Origin of the sequence: Fluviispira sanaruensis, from assembly GCF_004295685.1 — a bacterium.
Lineage (GTDB): Bacteria > Bdellovibrionota_B > Oligoflexia > Silvanigrellales > Silvanigrellaceae > Silvanigrella > Silvanigrella sanaruensis.
Map to the genome: position 1 here is coordinate 443,464 of NZ_AP019368.1, position 20,465 is coordinate 463,928.

Consider the following 20,465-nt stretch of genomic DNA (forward strand, 5'->3'; position numbering starts at 1 on the left):
CCAGCCAAGCTCTCTTATTGCGAGTCTTGTATGTTTTATTAAAGCTATTATAACGTATCCGATCTTTCTAGGGATGTCGAAATGTGAGGTATGTGCTATTCTTTTGTCGCAAGATCGGCAAAAAAGGGAGAAAGCATTGCTTTATGCTGGTGCTTACAATTTCTTTTATCTGTGTTAGTGAGTAGAGATAAGATAATGTTTGTGAGGGATCTCTCCAAACTGATTTCTAATTTTGTCTGATTTAGGGAGTCGAACGTGATCCGTCTATTACGCAATACTTTTCAGAATAATGAACCTTCTAAAACAGAAATAATCAATCCTAAAAGAAGTTCAGCAAATAGTCTTTTTGAAGAGACTTCTTATCGTGCGATACGGGTGGCACAAAGAAGAAAATGGACTTTAATAGGTTCTATTTTATTTGTATTTATAGCTGGTATTACTTTTTTAGTTTATAATAATATAGTAAAAAATAGAGAAGGTAAGCTCGCTGCTGAATTCGCCTCGATTGATTCCATTTATAATCTAGAAAATATGGCTTTTCAGAAACTTGCCAATGCTGCAAAAGAACATTTACCAAAAGATCAAATGCCTGATAACACAAATAGTATGAATTTATTTGCACAATTTGCCAAAGATCATCCAACAGAACCGAGTGGGTGGCAAGCTGCTGTGCGCGCTGCAAGTTATTTTATTACTAAGGGACAAAATAATAAAGCAAAAGAAGTGCTAGAGCCAATTGAAAATAATTTAAATAAATATCCTTTAGTCGAAATTCGTGTGCGCACTGCTTTGGCCACTATTTATGCAGCCGAACAAAATAATTCAAAAGCGCTCGAAGAATTAAAATTAGTTGAAGACATTCCTGCAAATCCAATGCCAAATCAAGCACGTTTTTTGCAAGGACAAATCTTATTTTTAGCTGGAAATAAGCAAGAAGCTCAAAAAATATTTAGTCAAATTATATCTACTAAAAGTGAAACAACTCCTCCAGAAATGTCTACTCAAGCATCCCAGATACAACAGCAAGCAAGAATTTGGTTGAATTATTTAGATATTTAACCAAATTGTAGTAGGATTTTTTAATGAAATTTTTTAATATTTGTTACTTAAGTGTGTTTTGGGGTGTGAGTGCAAGTGCCATTCAATTTCCTGAAATCAAGATTGTAAAATCTCGTCCAGAAATTTTCGAAGTGATTGGTGCTTATCCTCCAGGACAATGGAACTCTCCATCGGTTTTATCTACTGTGGTTATGCCGAATAAAAGAACTTTTTCTCAATTTGGCGGATTGACTCCTGAAAATACTTTTTCTTTAGAAAACCAATTGGAGTTAAGAAAAAAAGCGAATCAATCTTTTTTAGGAATCGTAAATAAAACGGTTCCGCTTATCCCCCGTCCTGTTTGCGGAGCTTCGCCAGAAACCAATACTTTAAATTGTTTTGATTTAAATAAATATGGCCATTATATGGCAAGTTTTCCTATACCTGGAGCACTTTCTACGACTCCTATTTTTTATGACAATGCCTGGCTATTCGGAACGGCAAAAGGATTTCTTTTTAAAGTCGAAGCAGATCCTAGCAATGCGTATCTACCAAAGCTTGGTAAAGACAATATTTACTTTTGGGGAACGTATGCGAGAAAAATAATGTCCGAGTTTAGACCTAAACCTGTCTATACAGAAGATGGAAAGATCACTGGTGCTAAACCAAATAAAATAGCTGCTTTGCCACAAGGTATGAAATGGGTTTTCCCTTATTCTTCCGAATCGGTTGGAACTCCTGTCGTTAAAAATGGTTATGTTTATGCATTTTCCGCTTCGGAATATTTACAAGCGATTGATTGGCAAACTGGAAAGTTAGCATGGGCGACTCGTCTCGCTCCCGATTCGAATTTACGTATGAGCAGCAATTCTCTTTTAGTCACATCGTCCGAAGTAATTGTGGGGACAGAGCTTGGGACAGTTTTATTTTTAAATCCAAAATCAGGTTCTATTTATTGGTCTTGGAAAATTCCATCTGCAAACGAAGAGCAAAGAGCTTTGACTCAATTGCCTGCTGGACCTGATCGCTTTTCTGCTGTCGTTGCTTTGCCACTTCTTTATAAAAGAAATGTCATCGTATCGAATGCAGAAAGTATGACGCAAAATCTCTCACTCGATTCTCGGGCTGCTATTTGGAGTTATCCTGTGGGGGCTGTCGCACAAGCTAAACTTTATGCGGACAATGTCATTATTGGTTCGTCTTCAGGTAAAGTGATTAGCTTAAATACAACTTCAGGTAAGGAAAACTGGACAACTCAACTTTTAAAAGATGCGTCGCCCATTGCAAGCATTTTTTTGAGCCGTTCTGGAGCGCTTTTCGCGGCCTCTTATAAGGGACAAGTTTTTATGCTTGACCCCAAAACTGGAAAGATACTTGCCGAAAATTTACCTATTGGTGATGTAAATGGAGAGTTTTTTGCTGGGTATGACAATGCCGAAGCCTGTTTGAGTTTTGCTCAAGAGGGATTTCGTTGCTTTTATGCTAAGATATCCAAGGATCAACTTTCTGGTTCATAAATTTTAGATAGTGAAAAAAATGCATAAAATAAAAAAGCTTAAATTTTCTACAAATATTATTTTTTCTACAAAAAAATTTAAGAAAATATTAAAGTCCCGTGATGGCAAGTATCTTGAACAAAAAGAAGTCGTTAAAATATCTGTGGATATGAATGATATTAAGCATAGACTAAAATTTATTCTCTCTCTTCTTTGTGACTTTTCCACTGAAGTGTCTATTCGTTTTTGTGACAGTGAAGAAATGTTATCGATTAACTCCCAATTTAGAGGAAAGCTTTACCCGACAGATGTCTTAAGTTTTCCTGCTCTAGATTCTGATCCAGCTTCGGGCTTTGACTATTTAGGTGATATTCTTATTTGTCTACCTGTTTGCTTTAATCAGGCAAAACGTGCACGTATGACTCTTTCTGAAGAATTAGAAAGAATGATAATTCATGGTATTATTCATTTAAAGGGATTTGATCATGAACGGAATGAACATGCTTGGAAAGTTATGTCGCATGTAGAAAAAATTATAAAAAAGGAAGTTATTTTAGCAATGGGAAAAGCAAACTGGTGTCATGCTGATCTTATAAAATAAAAGGAGACCCTGAATTGGAATCATTGTTGATTGGTCTCTTGATTGTATTTATCAGTTTAAGTCTTTCTGCATTCTTTTCTATGACAGAAACTGCTGCTACAAGTATTTCTAACTTAAAAGCAAAGCATATGTATGAGTCTGGGCAGAAATCATCTCAGATTTTAAAACTATGGTTGAACACACCAAATCGGGTCTTAGCTGCTCTTTTAATCGGAAACAATCTCGCAAATATTTTTGCCTCCGTTTTTGTTGATGATATTATCCGTAAACATTTTGGCTCATCTTCTATTTTTGTAGTCACTGCAGTCATGACAATAATCATTGTTTTATTTGCAGAAATTATTCCTAAAACATTTGCAAAAGCCAATGCGGTAAAAATAGTCGTTCCAGCTTTAAAAGTATTTAAAATATTTTATCTTATATTACTTCCTGTAACTTTATTGATGACTTTTGTAAGCAATTATATTGGATCATTATTTTCACGAAAAAATAAATTGTCGAATGATCCTCAAATCACCGAAGAAGAACTCGAATTTTTAATAAATGTAGGTGAAAAAGAAGGAGTCATTGCTGAACAAAAACATGATATGCTTTCTGGTATTTTTGAATTAGGTGACACAGTGGTGCGTGAGATTATGGTTCATAGAATCGATTTAACCGCAGTCTCTCAATCCATGAAAATTGTCGATGTGATCGATAAATTTAAAGAAACGGGTCTATCACGCATACCTGTATATGAAGATAAAATTGACAATATTATTGGAACAATTCATGCAAAAGATGCGCTTTTTTTCTTAAAAAAGCATCAACATGAATCTTCACGACTCGATGCAAATGTGTCTGAAATTCGACGTGAAGTGATGTTTATACCTGAAACAAAAGCAGTCGATCATCTTTTTCAAGAGATGAAAAGACATAAACAACATATGGCTATTGTACTAGATGAATATGGTGGAACGAGCGGTATTGTTACAATGGAAGATATTTTTGAAGAAATATTCGGTGAAGTGCGAGATGAATTTGACAACGAAGAAGATGCAATTAGGCCTACACAAGTTGCCAATCAATTTTTAGTAGAATGTAAAATACATATTGATGACTTCTGTGACTTTTTCGATATAAAAGTTGCAGACTTAATAAAGGGAAATGATAACCAAGAATTTGATACTTTAGCAGGACTTATCTTACATCATTTTGGACAAATTCCAAAATCAGGGGATAAATTAACAATCAACAATGTGATAATGGAAGTTGTTGAGGTCAGCAAAAGAAGAGTTCGCCGAGTCGTTGTGCGATTGAGCAATGCTTAAAAAACTCTTTGCAAAAGAATTTAAGAATCACTCATCCTCATCTTCATCTAAATCATCGTCGTCTTCGTCATCGAGATCATCGTCATCGTAAAAGTCGTCGTCTTCATCATCTAAATCATCGTCATCTTCGTCTTCATCATCATAATATTCATCATCTTCGTCTTCATCATCATAATAATCGTCATCGTCATCGTCGCCGTAGTCATCATCATCGTCATCGAAATCATCGTCATCATCTTCGTCATCATCGTCTTCGTCATAGAAATCGTCATCATCTTCTTCGTCTTCGTCGTCAGATTTTGCCATTTCGATTGATTGATTTACTTGATGAAGTAATTTTTCATCAATAGTGTCAGCATTTAGAACCATCAGAACCTCCAGAAATAAACCTTAATTTAGCGGAACTTATATATACTTCTTTTTAAAAATCGGTAATGAGATTGCCTCTGTCATATACCAGTAAAAAATGTAACCAAATCTTTTTTCTGAGTGCAAGAACAGAATTGACTTTTGTGCTCTTTTTTTAAAAAATTGCACAAATTTAATCGAGTGAAGTGATTTGAATCTCCGTTGCGAGTTTTTTAAGTTGTTGAATATGTTCTTTTTCAAGAATAGCTCTCTCTCTTTGTTGAAAATCTTGGCTTTTTTCATGGGTTTTAATTTCTGAGAGAGATATAGCCTTCTTTGTTGGTTGTTTACTTTCTGTTTTTGCATTTATACTTATATTTTCATTATATTTTTGAAAATGTTGAGCAACGCTTTGTTGGTTTTTGGGGGTCTTGAGTGAATGAGTTTGTCTGTCTGATGGATTTTTTGAATTATCATGCAGGGGTCGCTGTTCTTTGATTGATATTTTTCTTGTTTGCGGAGCCTTAGGTGTAAATGATCCTTTAAATTCAGCATCTTGAAAACCAATTTCCCGTATGCTTTCCCAAAAGTGAATTAAATCAGATTCATTAAAGGAAAGATAGGTTGAGTTTTCTGGCGAATCTGAAAATTGGACTGTTTTGGCAGTAAAAATATCGATTTTTGCAAATCCCAACCGTGTAGCTAATGTTTTGCTTCTTTTTTCGGCATGCATTACGAGATTTTTAAATGCGTCTAAATCAATAGAATTTGCTTTTACATTGCCAGGATTTTGTAGAGGAGGTGCTGTTACTCTTAGTTCTTCTTTTGTCAGTGTCTTTTCCTGACTTGCTGTATTGGTTTTTTGTGCTGCACTGCGCAGTGGAGGAGCACTCTGTCCTCCTCCACTGCGCATGAGTGACATGATTTCCGCCGCTGAGAGCCATTCTGCTCGGGCAATACAATCTGTGATTATAATTTCAGCCCACGCAAGGCCTGCATTGCTTCGAGCAATTTCTTTTACAGAACTTGAAAGCAGTCTAAATATTTCACTTAAACTTGCTATGGATAGCTTGTCTGCGGTCATTTTTAAAGAATCATATTCTTTTGGTAAGAGCTGAGTGAGACGAATGGTTCTTTCTTTATCATTTAGGCTCTTGATAAGCATACTATTGCGGAAGAGCTGTGCTGTGTTTTCTATCAGAGTTGCGATATCAAGGCTTGCGGTATCTGCTTGCTGCAAGAGTTCAAGTGCTTGGCCTATGTCTTGAGTGCAAATAGCAGAGAATATTCTTTCAGCTATTTCTTCTCCCTGTAAGCAAAGTCCTTTTTTTGTTTGTTCAGTTGAAATAAATGTGTGATCACAAATTGCAATGATCTGTTCGAGAAGACTGAGAGAATCTCTTAGAGAGCCTTTTGCTTCGCGCGCAATCATTTTCAGGGCATCGTCTTCAAATTGAATATTTTCTTTGTGCAAAATACCTTTTAAATGTTCCGTGATCACCGCAGGGTCTATTTTTTTAAAGGAAAAGATCATGCAGCGAGAGCGCACGGTGATAGGAACTTTGTGCAGCTCTGTCGTGGCTAAGATAAATACAACTTGCGGAGGTGGCTCTTCAAGGGTTTTCAATAAGGCGTTGAATGCACCCGTGCTGAGCATATGCACTTCGTCAATGATAAAAACTTTATAACGAGCCGAATTTGGATAAAAACGAGTTGCTTCCCGTAATTCCCTGATATTGTCAATGCCTGTGTTTGAAGCTCCGTCGATTTCAAGGACGTCATCGTGGGCGCACGCAGTGATTTGTGTGCAATGGACGCAAGTTTGACAAGGGGAATGGGTCGGACCTTTTTCGCAGCAGAGAGATTTTGCCAGGATACGTGCACTGGAGGTTTTTCCTGTTCCTCTTGTGCCTGTAAAAAGAAAAGCGTGGGGAACTTTTTTATTGGAAAGCATTCCTTCGATGGCTTTGGAGACATCTTCTTGGCCCACAAGCTCTGAAAAACTTTGTGGGCGTGTGCGTCGTGCCAAAACAATATAATTTTTATCCTCATGGAGAGGGGTAATATGGTTTTGGGAGTTGTTGTCTAAGCGCATAGTTGGGTTACCGAATAAAAATTTAAAAATAAGAGTTAATATTGATTTATCACATAATTAGAGATTATCAATCCTTGCAAAAAACAAGAATGATAACTTTCAATTAGAAATAGTATGTGTTCAGGAAAAACAAAAATCAAGAAAGTTCAAGGGAAGTACATAATTTTAACATGAACAAGTAAAATAAAAAAAACAACCATGAGGGGTGGCTGCAAGCTGGTCTTACCTGTCATCCTAAACACCGTTGCTGCCTTCCGACTCTGGCGGGTTCATTAGAAAAACACTAAGGGCCTACAACCACCTCTCATGGTTGCTTTGTATGTTTTTTAGGCATACTTACAATCCCGAGGGATTGAGCGTTTGAGGGTTTTATTCCTCAACCTAAATTGGTGTTACATCTTATTTCAGAATAAGTCAATGGGGAAAAGCCATACTTGTCGAGTGAGTGTATATAACTTTTGAGAAGCTTTAAAAGTTATTAAATATCTATTAGATAATGATAAAAAAGAATAATGAAAAATTATAAATTTAATTGATGCTAAAACTTAAAATTTATATCCTTTAAAAGAAGTGCAAAAAAGTATTAAGTTCCTTTAAACATAGCAACCAGCATTACGAACTTTTAAAAAAAATAATATATGTTTGACATAGTAACAATATTAGGATATTCAAAATACTGAGCCTTTTAATAAAGCTTTATTGCAATTTAATAGGATATAACAAACAATGGTAAACTTAGTAAATAAAAATTTGACAACTCAATGGTGGTGCTGGCGTTAATTCGTTTGTATGCGTTACTTTGTCAATTTTTAGTTTGTGGTTTATAAAATGTTACCTCTTGTTTTAGAATCCTCATTTCAAATATCCCCTATTTTTTTTATACTATGGCCTTTCGGCCTATCATATTATAATAGTTACTTATCAGTAACTGACCTTCATTAAAATTTATATTAATTACCTTTATCTATAAAAAATTAAATGTTGACATGGAGAATATATGAAAAAAACTCCCTACTTTATTGCTGTCTTTATTATTCTTATAATAGCACTCATTCTTTATAATAAAAAGACAAACAATGAGCTGCCAGTTATCGCTATAGCTAATTATGGCTCACACGCTTCACTTGATGCTGCCATACTTGGTTTCAAAGAGCAGATGAGAGTCGAAGGATTTATAGAAAATCAAAGTATACACTACGAAACTGCAGATGCTGGATTCGATCCAAGCTTGATCCCTCAAATGCTTATCAGCCTTAAAGCTAAAAACCCAAAAGCCATGCTGGTTTTAACCACCCCAATTGCGCAGGCAGCCAAAGGTAAGATTCATGATATTCCTTTAATTTATACAGTCATTACAGATCCTGTTGAAGCTGGATTGATTAAAGAGAAATATAAAGCTGAGGCAAATATTACAGGGAGTTCCGATATGCAAGATTTAGGGGCATTTCTGAAATTTGCTAAATCAATTTTACCAGAAGCAAGGAGAGTTGGACTATTGTATGCAACTTCAGAAGCGAACGATATTGCACTCGTTCATATGATGAAAGCAAGTGCATTAGAGTTTGATATTTCTGTTATCGCAATACCAGTGGAACAAGCTCGTGATGTCCAAATTAGAATGCAAGAATTTAAAAGCAAAGTAGATTTTATCTATGTTGGTACGAGTGGACCAATCCAACCAACATTACCAGTTATTAGCGCCGAAGCCCGTAAATTTCATATTCCTGTATTTAACGTAGAAGCACAAGCCGTGAAAGATGGATTAGCTCTTGCAAGTTATGGAGTTGATTATACTGCTGTTGGTAGAAATGCAGCGAAACTCACAGCAGAGGTTATGCGAGGACAAAATATCAGTGATTTAAATCCATTTTATCCAACTGCTGAGGAACATCATGGCGTGATTAATAAAAAGCTTGCAATAGAGCTAGGTCTTAGCTTTCCTTCCAATATAGAAATTATTGAGTGACTTATGATTCATATTGAAAAAGTGACCAAGTCATTTCATGGCCTTTTTAGGCCTGTGATAAATGAAGTGAGTTTATCGGTAGAAAAAGGAGATTTCTGCATTCTAATTGGAGCCAATGGATGTGGTAAATCTACGTTACTTAAGTTAATTAGCAATGAATATAAAGCGGATTCTGGCACGATAAAACTAAAAGGTGCTGTGGCCCAAGTTGTACAAGATGTAAACTTGGGTACAGTTCCTGAAATGACTCTACTTGAGAATATTGCCTTAAATGAAATAAATTCACCAAAATTACTATTTTATAGAAGGTATCGAAATCAAGTTATTCAAAAGCTAAAAGAATTAGATATTGGCTTAGAGGAATATATAGATCAGCCACTGAAAATGATATCTGGTGGGCAAAGACAAATGATTGCAACCCTAATGGCGATTCATTCTGGAAGACAAATTTTATTATTAGACGAACATACTTCGGCGCTTGATCCAAAAATGCAGACTCTGCTTATGGAATATACTCACAAGCAAACCAAGAATCTTGAACTCACTGCTATAATGATTACGCATAAAATGGATGATGCTATTAAATATGGTAATCGCTTAATTATGCTTCACCAAGGAAAAGTAGCGCTGGACTTTCAAGGGAAGCAAAAGAAGGCTTTGGCAGTGCATGATTTACTTGCAATGTTTCATCAGTATGAAGATCAACTCTTAGTATCCGGAGGTGAAAGTGGCAACTGAGCTTTTTCATACTGGGATATTGCAGGGTTTATTACTAGCCATGATTGCTTTTGGCATTATGATTCCATTCCGTTTCCTCAACTTCCCTGATTTGACAGCAGAAGGGGCTTATCCACTTGGAGGTGCAGTGTGTGCAAGCCTAATTGTTGCTGGTATTCCACAAATATTTTCTATTGTTGGTGGTGTGTTGGCGGGAGGATTGCTCGCAGTGGGGACATCGCAAGTAGCTTTGCGACTTAAAGTCAATAGTCTTCTAGCAGGGATAATACTTAGTACTATGGCTTATAGTGTTAACCTTAGGATTATGGGTAAACCAAATATAGCTTTGTTCGAGATGAGTGGCATAAAAATTGATCTTATATTGCTAATTATTGTTTGTGTACTTTGCATTATACCTTTCGCCTTGTTTTTGCAAACTGATTTTGGTTTGCAATTGCGAACTATTGGCAATAATCCTAAGTTTGCTATGAACCATGGGATCAGCGTAAACAAGTATACCAGCTTGGGATTATTCATTGCAGGTTCTATGTTTGGTCTTGCAGGCAGTTTAATAGTGCAAATGCAGAATTTCATGGATGTAGGCATTGGTGTAGGTATAGTAATTCATGGATTGGCAAGCCTTATGATTGGTGAAGCAATCATAGGAAATAAAACAATAACAAAACAACTCGCAGCCCCTTTTATTGGTGCACTTATCTATCAACAAATTCAGGGAATAGCCTTATCTTTTGGCCTAGCGCCATCAGACTTAAGATTTTTTACCGGAAGTATTGTGTTGATTGTGCTCGCAATACAAAAAGGAGGTAAAGATATGAATTGATAAATTGATCTCTCCTGAAGACAAAGTTTATTTGTATTGCCACTCTGTAGAGCCTAGAATTCAAATAACTTAAGAGGCAGTTAGTATGATTTGCCAAATATTTTAGACGCAAAAATAACTATACATCTGCCAGTGATTCTATAATTCTTAATACAACTTTACGTGTAGTTTTTTAGTGCAGTCTAAAAATCTTAAAAGATGCTAATAGAGTTTTGTATAATTTCTATTTCTTTAATTTTTCTCTGAAAGGTACGAAGTCATGTCCATTAATCAACTTGAAATTGAAAATATAAACTCAAATGCTATTTTATCGATGACCACGACATCTCGTAATAAAACTTGGGCCGCTATTGAAGCAATTAAACAGCAAATTTATCCAGGAATGACAGAGCTTGAAGCTATAAAAATGGCAAATCAATATTTTGCGGATTGTGGTGTTCGAAAGTTTTGGCATAAGACGCATATCCGCTTTGGTGAATCAACCATTTTAAGTTTTGATGATACCTATAGAGAGAATGTTACTTTAAAAGAGAATGATATTTTTTATATCGATGTGGGCCCTGTATGGGATGGTATTGAAGGTGACTGTGGCAATACTTTTGTTATAGGTGATGCGCAGCAATTTTTGCAAATTAAGAATGATATAAAAGAACTTTTTGACGACGTTCAACAACATTGGCGAAATACTCAGGCAACGGGCCAGAAAATATGTGAATACACGCGTTGGCAAGTCGAAAAAATGGGTTATGTACTGTTACCTGAATGTGTAAAAGGGCATCGGCTGTCGGAATTCTCGCACTCAAAATATTCAAATGCATGCTTATTTGACCTCGATTTTATTCCGTCTGCAGAAAGATGGATTTTGGAATTACAAATATGTCACCCAAGTATGAAGTTTGGTGCTTTCTATGAAGATCTTTTGTTGTGAAAAATTTATATCTTTACGATCTTTTTTAAATTTGTCATGAGAATAAAAGCTGTAAATAATAAAATAGGAGTAATATTCTTATTTCTTTTAGATTCAAAACTACAGACTAAATAAATTGAATAAAAAATAAAACGATTTTTTTAATTGATTTATAATTTTTCTTAGTTAAAAAAATAATTACTTTTATTTTCTTATTTTTATTTCCAATAAATGAAATCACTCAATCATAATTTTTTGTGAGTGACATCTTTAAATTAATGAAAAGTAAATATGCTTGAGTTTCATAAAGTATTTTTTTTATTTACAGCAAGTCTAAAAGGAAATTAAATTTTTCTAATAGATGGGCATTGATCTTGCTTAAAAAGGTTTCATTGCTAAGTCAAATCTCATATGATTACCTTTGATAATATCGTTCCAACAATGGTAGCTATTACTATATAGATCAGGCACGGTAAAAGAAGTTTTGATAGTATCTCAGCTTCTTTACCTGAGGATTCAACTGTGGATTGAACTGCTAAAATATTTTGTAAAGCTATCATATTTCCTGCACCTGCACCCACCAACTGGAACGCAAGAATCCATCCTTCGGAATAAAATATTTGCTGAGCAATTTGTGATTGAATTGGTGCGAACACTAAATTCGAAACGGTTGCACTTCCTGATAAAAAGGCCCCAAATGCGCCAATTAAAATTGAAAAATATGGAAAATAATTTGACTTTAAAAAAATGACAATTTCTTCAAACATGCCTGGTAAGGGGGTTATTCCTTTCCCCGTAGCGATCATAATCTGAACCAAAGAGCAAACAGAAAAAATTGCAATTGCAGTTTTAAATAAGGGCTTAATAGATGCATTTAAGCATAGTTTAAATTGTTGATTATTTATCCGTTTAAAAAATAAAGTAATTAAAATGGTCATTAAAAAAACTATACCTGGATTAAATAATTGAAGGGAATAGGACAAGTCAGCAGGTAAGCTGACTGAGAATATTTTTGAATTTTGAAAAAAGAATTTACCAATTAATAATAAAAATAATAAAATAATATATGGATAAATTCCATTAAAAATCGAGGATTTTTTCTGTTCATTATTAAGTATTACTTCATCAGAAAATTTAAAAATATTTTTAGGAACAAATATTTTAAACTTAGTGATAATTGTCATTAAGAGCAAACCGATTGTTGAACCTAAAATAGATGATAACTCAGGAGCATATAATGACGTAATAAAATAAGGTACGAGAAAACAGATTCCTGAGAATAATGCAAAAGGTAAGCATTCTATAAAGTTTTTCATGCGATCTTTTTTATGTGTCATAATAACAAAAAATAATATCATACATGGAACTATCATTCCTGTTATTAAATTGATAAAAGCAGCATAAAAGGAAACATCTGCGGTTTTTAATCCTTCAAAACCAATTCGTACTGGAGTTCCAATTGCGCCAAATGCAACTGAAGCATTGTTTGCAGTTAATGCAACTATTATTGCTAGAAAAGGCGTAAATCCAATTGCCACTAAAAATGGAGCTACGATTGCTGCGGGTGTTCCAAAACCGGCTGTGCCTTCAATAAATGCACCAAAGAGCCAAGAGATAAGAAGTGCCTGAATTCTCCTATCTGGCGATAATGCTTTAAGATGCAACTCGATAACTTGTATTGTTCCAGCTTGCGTAAGGTATTTTAAAAAGAAAATTGCGCCAAATATGATTAAAATAATATCTAAGGAAATAAATGCACCTTTGAGCAGGGAGCTTAAAGTATAGATTTGAGGTAAGGACCAAAAAATTGAACTTATTAATATCGTATATATTAGAGAAATAATGCCAGACATAGCTAATGATAATCTAAATACAAATAAAACAAATATTAAAATAATAATGGGAGAAATAGATAATAATAGTGTCATATAATTCACTCTTAAAATGAGGCTTAAATGTTATTTTATTATTTGTAAAGAAATAATAAAATAACATTTAAATATTAAAAATTTAAAATAAAATATACAAAATATATAATATTAATAAAAAATGTATACTATACCATATAATTGGATCATACTAATTCATTTTTAAGGATTTTAAAAGTCTCTTTTGAAAAAATAAATAATCTATTTCTTTGAATCGGGAGATGGAAAGGTGAAGTCTTTAAAGACTTATTTGAAATTGCAGAAATTAACCTATTATTGTTAAGGTATTTCAATTGTAAATTTATATGAATTAATTGCATTATAGCATATAATTTTTTTCTATAAAAAATCTTGACATACATTATATGCAATGCAATATTTATGTTGAAATGCGATATTTTTTGGCCATTTTATGGGGATATAAGTATGACAAATAAGAATTTAGATATGGCACTTAATTATTATTCATTTATTGTTCAAAAAAAAATAAATGAAATTGAAAAATTATTACATCCTGATGTAGAGTTTATAAGCCCAATCAAAGCGTTAAATGGTAAAGAAAATGTAACTCCGTGGATTGCCGATTATTGTAATTTTGCGCAGGAGATAGAGGTAAGAGCAAAGTTTAGTCATGATGATCAAGTGATGCTTGCATTTGATTTAACAAGCGTAGCTGGGAAATCTAGAGCTGCTGTGCTCATGACTTTTTTGAATCAATCCATTAAAAAAATAGAACTCTTTTTTGATGCATCGCCTTTTTTAAATAAATAGCAATGCGAGTAGAAAATATAAAAAAACAGTTTGTCCGGCAAGATTCCCGTATTGATAAAATAAATACTACTGATTAGTAGGTATTTAAATTTTTTGGCCTGTCGTTTTTGCTTTAGATTAAATGCACAACAATGCGCGGGCGATTTCTGTTAAGGTACTGTATAAACAGCCATATAGAATGGCGGAGAGAGAGGGATTCGAACCCTCGTTACGGTATTAGCGCAAACACGATTTCCAATCGTGCTCCTTCAGCCACTCGGACATCTCTCCACTGAGATTCAAATCCCTACCTGACCGTTTCAGAAATTGCAAGCATCTTCCTAAGAAAAAATAAACTTCTTGACCTAGCTGGAAAATTGCACTATGAGCTAGCTTCCGACTCTTGTTGAGCCGTATTTATGGCGTGGTAGCGCTTACCTAAAAACCATATGTTAGCACAAAGTTAACATAAAAAGCGTATAAGGAATTCTATTGTGAGCAGTAAGACAAATTACGCAGTCGTTAATATCTTTGGTCGTCAGTACAAAGTTGCTGAAGGCGATAAAATCAAAGCAAGCTATATTGAAGCAGATGTAGGCACAACATTGCCTTTCTCTGAAGTTTTAATGATCAATAAAGCTGGAGAGTTAAAAGTTGGAGCGCCAACTATCAGCGGTGCAAAAGTAACTGCTCAGGTTGTTGCTCACGGTCGCGAAGACAAAGTTCTTGTTTTTAAATATCTTCGTAAAAACAAATCCAAGAAAATGCACGGCCACCGCCAACCATTTACAACTTTGTCCATCACTCACATTGAAGGTTAATTCTTTCTTTGTTGTTTAAGATAAAGAAATTATTGAATTTTTGAGTGTTTTTTTAAATTAAATCTCCCATGTATCTTATGGGATACCAAATAAGGATCTCGTACAATGGCAAGTAAAAAAGCCGGTGGTTCGACCAAAAACGGACGCGATAGCAATCCAAAATACCGTGGTGTAAAAACTTACGGTGGTGAAACTGTAAGAGCTGGCAATATCATCATTCGCCAAGTTGGAACAAAAATTCACCCAGGCACAAACGTAGGTATGGGTAAAGACTTTACTTTATTTGCAAAAATTGACGGTGAAGTTAAATTTGAGCACGTAACTCGTGAACGTCAATGCGTTAGCGTTTATCCAGTAGACGCAAAAGCTTAAGAGTTACAGTTCTGAATTTGTAGCTTCAATCTTTTTACTAAAAGCCAAGGTGCGTTTATAGTCTTTATGCGCATCTTGGCTTTTTGTTTTGTCTCCTCCTTTGATATAAGTAAGTTATTTTTATTATTAGCTTTTTTATATAAATGGGGGTATCGGGTTTGTAGAAAATCCTGAATTTATTCTCAGCTTTTACTCATTATTCAATTCCTTATGGTGGCTTTTTTTATGAAATTTATTGATACAGCAGAGATTAAAGTAAAAGCCGGCGATGGTGGGCTTGGTATGTCACACTTTCGTCGAGAAAAATACGTTCCAGCGGGAGGCCCAGATGGAGGCAACGGCGGCAATGGAGGAGATGTTTATCTCTATGCAACCGAAGGTTTGTCTACACTTCTTGACTTTCGTTACCAACGTTTTCACGAAGCAGAAGCGGGCGGAAAAGGTGGAACAAACAATCGTCAAGGCCGTTGCGGTGATGATCTTATTTTAAAAGTACCCTGTGGGACTGTGGCATTTGACTCCGAGAGTGGCGAAATAATTGGAGAAGTTCTCTATGAAGGACATAAACTTCTCGTTGCAAAAGGTGGAAAAGGAGGAATTGGCAACACCGTTTTTACTACGGCGCGGAACCAAGCTCCGACAAAGACCATTGCCCCCATAGTGGGTGAAAGCAAATCATTGCGCCTTGAGCTAAAAATGATTGCAGATGTTGGTATCATTGGCAGCCCCAATGCTGGAAAAAGCACGTTGATCACTGTAATTTCTGCTGCACGTCCTAAAGTCGCAGATTATCCGTTTACAACTCTTGTTCCAACGCTAGGAGTTGTAAGTCACAAAGAATCCAATCCATTTGTCGTGGCCGATGTGCCAGGCCTTATTCCTGGAGCAAGTCAAGGAAAAGGTTTGGGACACGATTTTTTACGCCATATAGAAAGAACTCGTGTACTTGTTCACCTAATTGATGGTAGTCAAGAAACTGCTGAAGCCATGATTTCAGACTTTGATGGTATTTTAGAAGAATTACGTCTTTACGATAAAGCTTTATTAGATCGTCCTAGAATCACAGTGGTGTCTAAGGTTGACTCTTTATCAAATGAGGAAACTGAAGAACCTCTTAATAATATCGAGGCCTTAAATGGCTTTCGCAATTATTTAAAATTAAAGAAAACGCCCTATCTTGAAATCAGCTCTGCCTATCGCATTGGTATAACTGAAATGCTTGATAAACTTATAGAAGTTCTTGGGCAAAAATAACATTGGAGAGTTTTGATGTCAGATTATAGTACAAGCATGTCGATTGGTGACAGAGTTTTTAGTCACGAAGAAATAGCAATGTTAGCCATTGCTGCGGCTGAAGAGAAAAAAGCAGTTCGCCCTGTTATTATGGATTTGAGAAGTCAAGGTGCATTCACAGAGCTTTTTGCAATTGTGAGTGCTTCCAATACGCGTCAAGTGTATGCAGCAGCTGAATCAGTCCGTCACTTTTTTAAGAAAAACTTTGGAATGTCGCCTGTAACAGTGGATGGAATGGAAAATAGCACTTGGGTTTTAATCGACTACGGCTTTTTATTTGTCCATATTTTTCAAGAGCCAACCCGTGAGCTTTATCAATTAGAACAGCTTTGGAGCAAGGCACACATGCTTCCCGTGAGTGAAGAGAAATGCCAAGAACTTTATCAAGAAGTTTTAGGCTTGACAAAAGCAATGTCTGCCAGTGAAGAAGATGTTGCACAAGAGGCAGCTCTTTAAACCTTATGCGTTATATTTTTATAACCCCATGGAAAATTCCCAAAAATTCTCTCCTGTATGATTTCATACAGGAGTTTTTCTCTCGGATCTCTAAGCACACGCCAGTGCAACATATTTTTCCATCTTCGCAACTCAATCCTAATGAAGTCTTAGCTTTTTATACAAAAGAAATTAAAAAATTTTCTGTAGAAAATCCTTTGTGTATCGCATTAGATGAAAATGGTGAAAACCTAAGTAGCAGTGGACTGGCAAAAAATCTTGAGCAGTACGAAGTGAAAGGGGAAAAAATTGTCCTTTTTTGTTTAGGGGGAGCCTATGGCCTCCCTGAAGAATTAAAATCAATAGTAAAGATCGACCTTATTTCCCTTTCACGCATGACTTTTCCACATGAAATGGCGCTTGCTGTTTTAGTGGAACAAGTTTATCGCGCTCGTTGTATTCTTTCGAATCACCCTTATCACCATGGTGATAAATCCCCACTTGCGTTGAGTTTGCAAAAATATAAGAAAAAATAATTGCTCGTAAAAGAAAAAATAAATATTCAAAAATTGGAGATAAACTTTGCTGTTCAATTTTTCAAGATGTTATCTTTGTCGTGAAAAAATTTTAAAGCTAGCCAAAATTATTTGCCCTGAATGCTATGATAATGCACAAAAACTTGTATTTTTATTTTGCCTGCGCTGTGGATTGTCTCAGTGTGTCGGCTGTGATAATCTCCCTGATTTTTCTCGAGTCATAAGTTTATATCCTTATTGTCCCCAGTTCTCAAAAATCTTAGTTTTAGCTAAAGACAATAACGATTATAATGCGCAGCAAATATTCTATGAGTTATTTTATGCATCGACGAAAAATTTTTTAGAATATTACATAATTCAGAATGAAATTGAATGTATTATCTTATCTCCTCTGCGAAAAGATAGAATTGTAAATTCAGCTTGGCATACAAATATTTTTTTTCATGAAATAATAAATAGTATTAAAAAAGATTTTTCTAAAATATATTATAAACTCTCTGTTTTTTATCCACATATTATAAATTATACAGACAAAATCTCGGTGCAAAATAAAATTGAAAGAATAAATTCAACAAAAAAATTAAAAAATTTAAATATAAATTGGTTTTGTTTAAGTGAAAATAAAAAATTTAACTATCGTGACTTTAAAAAAATTCTTTTTATTGATGATGTTTTAACCACGGGGAATACGATGAAAAATTTCATAAATTCTTTGCCAGATAAAAAAATGGAGAGTTCTTGGGAACTTTTTACCTTATTCAGATCTCCACAAGGAGACTAAAAGGAAACGCTTAATTAAAAGGCTTATTTTTGCTTAAAAATTAAGAAAAAATAACATAAATGTTATTAAAACATTTAAAATGAAGCTCGTGGTGTCAAAAATGTAACTAAAATAAGCAAAAATGAGAGGGTGCGAGAAATAATTTTGCCTATTTTTTAATCATATAATAATTAAAAAAAATAATTATAATAATAATTTTTATAGCGTCTCTAAATGAAATGCAATTTTATTTTTTTTAATTTTTTGTGTCAAGTTAATTGTGAGACCTTTTTACTTCTTTCTCGCAGATTATTCTTTTGCTAGCCTGAAATAGAATGCTGTTTATAGTCTCTCATGTAATAGATAGTGTAATTATTTATTTTAGGTGCAAAATATTTGGGAATATCAATGAGATTATTAAATATTATTTTTTTATTTATCGTTTTACATTTCTTTGTAAGTGCATGCACTACAACTAAAAAGGAATGGGGAAGCAAAGAAGAAAAGAATAGTTTTGAACATACATTTGTTGAAAGTGGATTCGCTTCTTTTTATGGGAAAGGTTTTGCAGGTAGACCAACTGCAAGTGGGAAAATATATGATCCAGGTTTACTTACTGCTGCTAGTAAAACTTTACCTCTTCACTCTCGTGTTATGGTAAAAGATGTTAAAACAGGCCGCTTCGTTGTCGTAACTATCAATGATAGAGGTCCTTATGTTTCTGGGCGTGTGATTGATTTAAGCGTTGCTGCGGCAAAAAAACTTGGAATTATGCGGAAAGGTGTTACCAAAGTTGAGGTTTTCTTGGTTAAAAATTAATTAAAAAGTAAAATTTTCGCCTAGGTAAACTTGCCTTACTTTTTCGTTCGATGCGACATCTTCAGGTAATCCTTCAGCAAGAATTTTTCCAGCCGCTAATACATAAGCACGATCGCATAAAGAAAGTGTCTCGCGCACATTGTGATCTGTTATCAGCACTCCTAAATTTTCTTCATGCACAAGTTTTTTAATAAGATCTTGAATTTCAGCAACTGTGACAGGGTCAATCCCTGCAAATGGTTCATCTAGTAATAAAAAGCGGGGAGAAATAACTAAAGTTCTTGCTATTTCTAGACGTCTTCTTTCGCCGCCAGAAAGACTTAAGCCCATGCTTTTTCTTATATGCCCTATGCCAAATTGTTCAATCAATTTTTCTAGAAGAGCTGATCGTTGTTTTCTGGGTACGCCCCAAACTTCCATGATGGCTTTTAAATTATCTTCGACTGTAAGCTTACGAAAAACACTGGAGTTTTGAGGTAAATAACCAATGCCAAGGCGTGCTCTTTTGTGAATAGGCAATTCAGTGATATTATCTTTATCGATTTGCACATTGCCTGAACTTGGTTTTAACAAACCAACTGTCATATAAAAACTTGTGGTTTTTCCTGCACCATTAGGTCCTAACAATCCGACCACTTCCCCACTATTCACATGGAAACTCACATCATCGACAACTGTGCGTGAACCAAACTTTCGGATTAAATGAGACGATTTGAGTTGGTTGTGCATTAATAATACCTTTATAATTTATTTTTTTTTTCGTTTTCTTTACTATTTAAACTATTGGTTGATTTTGGATCAATAGTGCCATGGGGGTCTTTTAAACTGATGTCCCCAGTTTTTAAATTCAAAGAGATTATTTCAGCATTGACAAACTCTTTATTTCGCCAAACTTTCGCCTTTCCTTTTAAAACCATAGTTTTTTCTGGGACGAGAAATACTATTTCATTGGCATTTGCTCTGATTTCTGGAGAATTTTCTGTCGATTTTTTAAAAATATTTACATTGCCTGTTGCTATCGCTTTTTGAATAGAAGTTGATCCCGAACCCGAAGTTGTGCCTGGTGAACTTATTATTTGTGCTTTATCTGAGGTTAATTTCAAATCATCTTGAATGATAACTACATTGCCAATTAAATTCAAAATCCCTGTTTTTCTTGAGCCTTCTGCTTTATTTCCTTCAAAATACACGGGGGAGTTTTGATTGTGATTTGCAAAATCATTATTTAAATCACTCTCACTTTTTTTCGCCTTCACTTTGCTTTTTGGAGTGATTTCAGGTGTTTTATTTTCTAAAACTTTATTGTCATCGATTTTATTTGTTTCGTAATCATAATTATCTGGTAAGATATTTTTGAAATCAGCTTTGGCATTGCATGCAGTTAAAATACATAAAACTAATAAAGATTTTAAAAAATTAAAATATAACATTT

The 20,465-nt window shown here is 34.6% G+C and carries 21 protein-coding genes and 1 tRNA gene; 16 read left to right on the forward strand and 6 right to left on the reverse strand.

The window, feature by feature from the left end:
* Positions 1-255: 255 nt before the first annotated feature.
* The 4 genes from EZS29_RS01885 to EZS29_RS01900 are packed head-to-tail and all read left to right on the forward strand — an operon-like array spanning position 256 to position 4,445.
* Positions 256-1,059, forward strand: coding sequence for a tetratricopeptide repeat protein (locus tag EZS29_RS01885; protein WP_130605978.1), 804 nt, complete (start codon positions 256-258; stop codon positions 1,057-1,059).
* 23 nt (positions 1,060-1,082) lie between these two features.
* A complete protein-coding gene (locus tag EZS29_RS01890; RefSeq protein WP_130605980.1) occupies positions 1,083-2,555 on the forward strand; it encodes an outer membrane protein assembly factor BamB family protein in 1,473 nt (490 codons plus the stop codon).
* A gap of 19 nt (positions 2,556-2,574) precedes the next feature.
* Positions 2,575-3,135 carry an rRNA maturation RNase YbeY gene (ybeY, locus tag EZS29_RS01895; RefSeq protein WP_130605982.1) on the forward strand — a complete coding sequence of 187 codons (561 nt, stop codon included), beginning with the start codon at positions 2,575-2,577 and terminating at the stop codon, positions 3,133-3,135.
* A 14-nt stretch (positions 3,136-3,149) separates the two neighbouring features.
* On the forward strand, positions 3,150-4,445 hold the full coding sequence (locus tag EZS29_RS01900) for a hemolysin family protein (protein ID WP_130605984.1): 1,296 nt from the start codon (positions 3,150-3,152) through the stop codon (positions 4,443-4,445).
* Between the two features lie 27 nt (positions 4,446-4,472).
* Here the strand turns inward: EZS29_RS01900 and EZS29_RS01905 are convergent, their stop codons facing one another.
* Complete coding sequence (locus tag EZS29_RS01905) at positions 4,473-4,814, reverse strand: hypothetical protein (RefSeq protein WP_177615573.1); 342 nt, start codon at positions 4,812-4,814, stop codon at positions 4,473-4,475.
* Positions 4,815-4,986: 172 nt separating this feature from the next.
* Positions 4,987-6,888, reverse strand: a complete 1,902-nt coding sequence (gene dnaX / locus EZS29_RS01910) for a DNA polymerase III subunit gamma/tau (protein ID WP_130605986.1) — start codon at positions 6,886-6,888, stop codon at positions 4,987-4,989.
* 997 nt (positions 6,889-7,885) lie between these two features.
* On the opposite strand from dnaX, the gene EZS29_RS01915 reads away from it, so the two are divergent.
* The 4 genes from EZS29_RS01915 to EZS29_RS01930 all read left to right on the forward strand — a co-directional run bounded on the left by EZS29_RS01915 (position 7,886) and on the right by EZS29_RS01930 (position 11,340).
* Positions 7,886-8,854, forward strand: a complete 969-nt coding sequence (locus EZS29_RS01915) for an ABC transporter substrate-binding protein (protein ID WP_130605988.1) — start codon at positions 7,886-7,888, stop codon at positions 8,852-8,854.
* A 3-nt stretch (positions 8,855-8,857) separates the two neighbouring features.
* Positions 8,858-9,592 carry an ATP-binding cassette domain-containing protein gene (locus EZS29_RS01920; RefSeq protein ID WP_130605990.1) on the forward strand — a complete coding sequence of 245 codons (735 nt, stop codon included), beginning with the start codon at positions 8,858-8,860 and terminating at the stop codon, positions 9,590-9,592.
* The gene (locus EZS29_RS01925; protein ID WP_130605992.1) at positions 9,582-10,412 is read left to right on the forward strand and encodes an ABC transporter permease; all 831 of its coding nucleotides are present in this window, start codon (positions 9,582-9,584) and stop codon (positions 10,410-10,412) included. The genes EZS29_RS01920 and EZS29_RS01925 overlap by 11 nt, the downstream gene beginning before the upstream one ends.
* Before the next feature lie 259 nt (positions 10,413-10,671).
* Positions 10,672-11,340, forward strand: coding sequence for a M24 family metallopeptidase (locus tag EZS29_RS01930; protein WP_130605994.1), 669 nt, complete (start codon positions 10,672-10,674; stop codon positions 11,338-11,340).
* A 386-nt stretch (positions 11,341-11,726) separates the two neighbouring features.
* Here the strand turns inward: EZS29_RS01930 and EZS29_RS01935 are convergent, their stop codons facing one another.
* Entirely contained in the window at positions 11,727-13,247 is a 1,521-nt protein-coding gene (locus EZS29_RS01935; RefSeq protein ID WP_130605996.1) for an L-lactate permease, read from the reverse strand.
* A 426-nt stretch (positions 13,248-13,673) separates the two neighbouring features.
* Between EZS29_RS01935 and EZS29_RS01940 the strand changes: the two genes are divergently transcribed.
* Positions 13,674-14,018, forward strand: coding sequence for a nuclear transport factor 2-like protein (locus EZS29_RS01940; protein ID WP_130605997.1), 345 nt, complete (start codon positions 13,674-13,676; stop codon positions 14,016-14,018).
* Between the two features lie 179 nt (positions 14,019-14,197).
* Here the strand turns inward: EZS29_RS01940 and EZS29_RS01945 are convergent.
* Positions 14,198-14,288, reverse strand: a tRNA-Ser gene (locus EZS29_RS01945).
* A gap of 203 nt (positions 14,289-14,491) precedes the next feature.
* Here EZS29_RS01945 and rplU point away from each other — a divergent pair.
* The 7 genes from rplU (at position 14,492) to EZS29_RS01980 (ending at position 19,033) form a co-directional block, all read left to right on the forward strand.
* On the forward strand, positions 14,492-14,818 hold the full coding sequence (gene rplU, locus EZS29_RS01950) for a 50S ribosomal protein L21 (protein WP_130605999.1): 327 nt from the start codon (positions 14,492-14,494) through the stop codon (positions 14,816-14,818).
* A gap of 105 nt (positions 14,819-14,923) precedes the next feature.
* Positions 14,924-15,190: a 50S ribosomal protein L27 gene (gene rpmA / locus EZS29_RS01955; RefSeq protein ID WP_130606001.1), complete on the forward strand. Its 267-nt coding sequence runs from the start codon at positions 14,924-14,926 to the stop codon at positions 15,188-15,190.
* A gap of 225 nt (positions 15,191-15,415) precedes the next feature.
* Positions 15,416-16,444: a GTPase ObgE gene (obgE, locus tag EZS29_RS01960; protein ID WP_130606003.1), complete on the forward strand. Its 1,029-nt coding sequence runs from the start codon at positions 15,416-15,418 to the stop codon at positions 16,442-16,444.
* A gap of 15 nt (positions 16,445-16,459) precedes the next feature.
* Complete coding sequence (rsfS, locus tag EZS29_RS01965; RefSeq protein WP_130606005.1) at positions 16,460-16,939, forward strand: ribosome silencing factor; 480 nt, start codon at positions 16,460-16,462, stop codon at positions 16,937-16,939.
* 5 nt (positions 16,940-16,944) lie between these two features.
* Positions 16,945-17,454, forward strand: coding sequence for a 23S rRNA (pseudouridine(1915)-N(3))-methyltransferase RlmH (locus EZS29_RS01970; RefSeq protein WP_130606007.1), 510 nt, complete (start codon positions 16,945-16,947; stop codon positions 17,452-17,454).
* Between the two features lie 46 nt (positions 17,455-17,500).
* Positions 17,501-18,235 (forward strand): hypothetical protein, encoded by a 735-nt coding sequence (locus tag EZS29_RS01975; protein ID WP_130606009.1) that lies wholly within the window; start codon positions 17,501-17,503, stop codon positions 18,233-18,235.
* Positions 18,236-18,622: 387 nt separating this feature from the next.
* Positions 18,623-19,033: a septal ring lytic transglycosylase RlpA family protein gene (locus tag EZS29_RS01980; RefSeq protein ID WP_130606011.1), complete on the forward strand. Its 411-nt coding sequence runs from the start codon at positions 18,623-18,625 to the stop codon at positions 19,031-19,033.
* Here the strand turns inward: EZS29_RS01980 and lptB are convergent, their stop codons facing one another.
* Entirely contained in the window at positions 19,034-19,762 is a 729-nt protein-coding gene (gene lptB, locus EZS29_RS01985; RefSeq protein ID WP_130606013.1) for an LPS export ABC transporter ATP-binding protein, read from the reverse strand. It abuts the gene before it with no gap.
* A gap of 11 nt (positions 19,763-19,773) precedes the next feature.
* On the reverse strand, positions 19,774-20,463 hold the full coding sequence (gene lptA, locus EZS29_RS01990; RefSeq protein WP_130606015.1) for a lipopolysaccharide transport periplasmic protein LptA: 690 nt from the start codon (positions 20,461-20,463) through the stop codon (positions 19,774-19,776).
* Positions 20,464-20,465 lie beyond the last annotated feature (2 nt).

Coding starts and splice junctions, on each gene's coding strand:
- EZS29_RS01920 (WP_130605990.1), top strand. CDS start 8,858: ATGATTCATATTGAAAAAGTGACCAAGTCATTTCATGGCCTTTTTAGG.
- EZS29_RS01905 (WP_177615573.1), bottom strand. CDS start 4,814: ATGGTTCTAAATGCTGACACTATTGATGAAAAATTACTTCATCAAGTA.
- lptA (WP_130606015.1), bottom strand. CDS start 20,463: ATGTTATATTTTAATTTTTTAAAATCTTTATTAGTTTTATGTATTTTA.
- lptB (WP_130606013.1), bottom strand. CDS start 19,762: ATGCACAACCAACTCAAATCGTCTCATTTAATCCGAAAGTTTGGTTCA.
- EZS29_RS01970 (WP_130606007.1), top strand. CDS start 16,945: ATGCGTTATATTTTTATAACCCCATGGAAAATTCCCAAAAATTCTCTC.
- EZS29_RS01915 (WP_130605988.1), top strand. CDS start 7,886: ATGAAAAAAACTCCCTACTTTATTGCTGTCTTTATTATTCTTATAATA.
- ybeY (WP_130605982.1), top strand. CDS start 2,575: ATGCATAAAATAAAAAAGCTTAAATTTTCTACAAATATTATTTTTTCT.
- rsfS (WP_130606005.1), top strand. CDS start 16,460: ATGTCAGATTATAGTACAAGCATGTCGATTGGTGACAGAGTTTTTAGT.
- dnaX (WP_130605986.1), bottom strand. CDS start 6,888: ATGCGCTTAGACAACAACTCCCAAAACCATATTACCCCTCTCCATGAG.
- obgE (WP_130606003.1), top strand. CDS start 15,416: ATGAAATTTATTGATACAGCAGAGATTAAAGTAAAAGCCGGCGATGGT.
- EZS29_RS01935 (WP_130605996.1), bottom strand. CDS start 13,247: ATGACACTATTATTATCTATTTCTCCCATTATTATTTTAATATTTGTT.
- EZS29_RS01980 (WP_130606011.1), top strand. CDS start 18,623: ATGAGATTATTAAATATTATTTTTTTATTTATCGTTTTACATTTCTTT.
- EZS29_RS01890 (WP_130605980.1), top strand. CDS start 1,083: ATGAAATTTTTTAATATTTGTTACTTAAGTGTGTTTTGGGGTGTGAGT.
- EZS29_RS01930 (WP_130605994.1), top strand. CDS start 10,672: ATGTCCATTAATCAACTTGAAATTGAAAATATAAACTCAAATGCTATT.
- EZS29_RS01940 (WP_130605997.1), top strand. CDS start 13,674: ATGACAAATAAGAATTTAGATATGGCACTTAATTATTATTCATTTATT.
- rpmA (WP_130606001.1), top strand. CDS start 14,924: ATGGCAAGTAAAAAAGCCGGTGGTTCGACCAAAAACGGACGCGATAGC.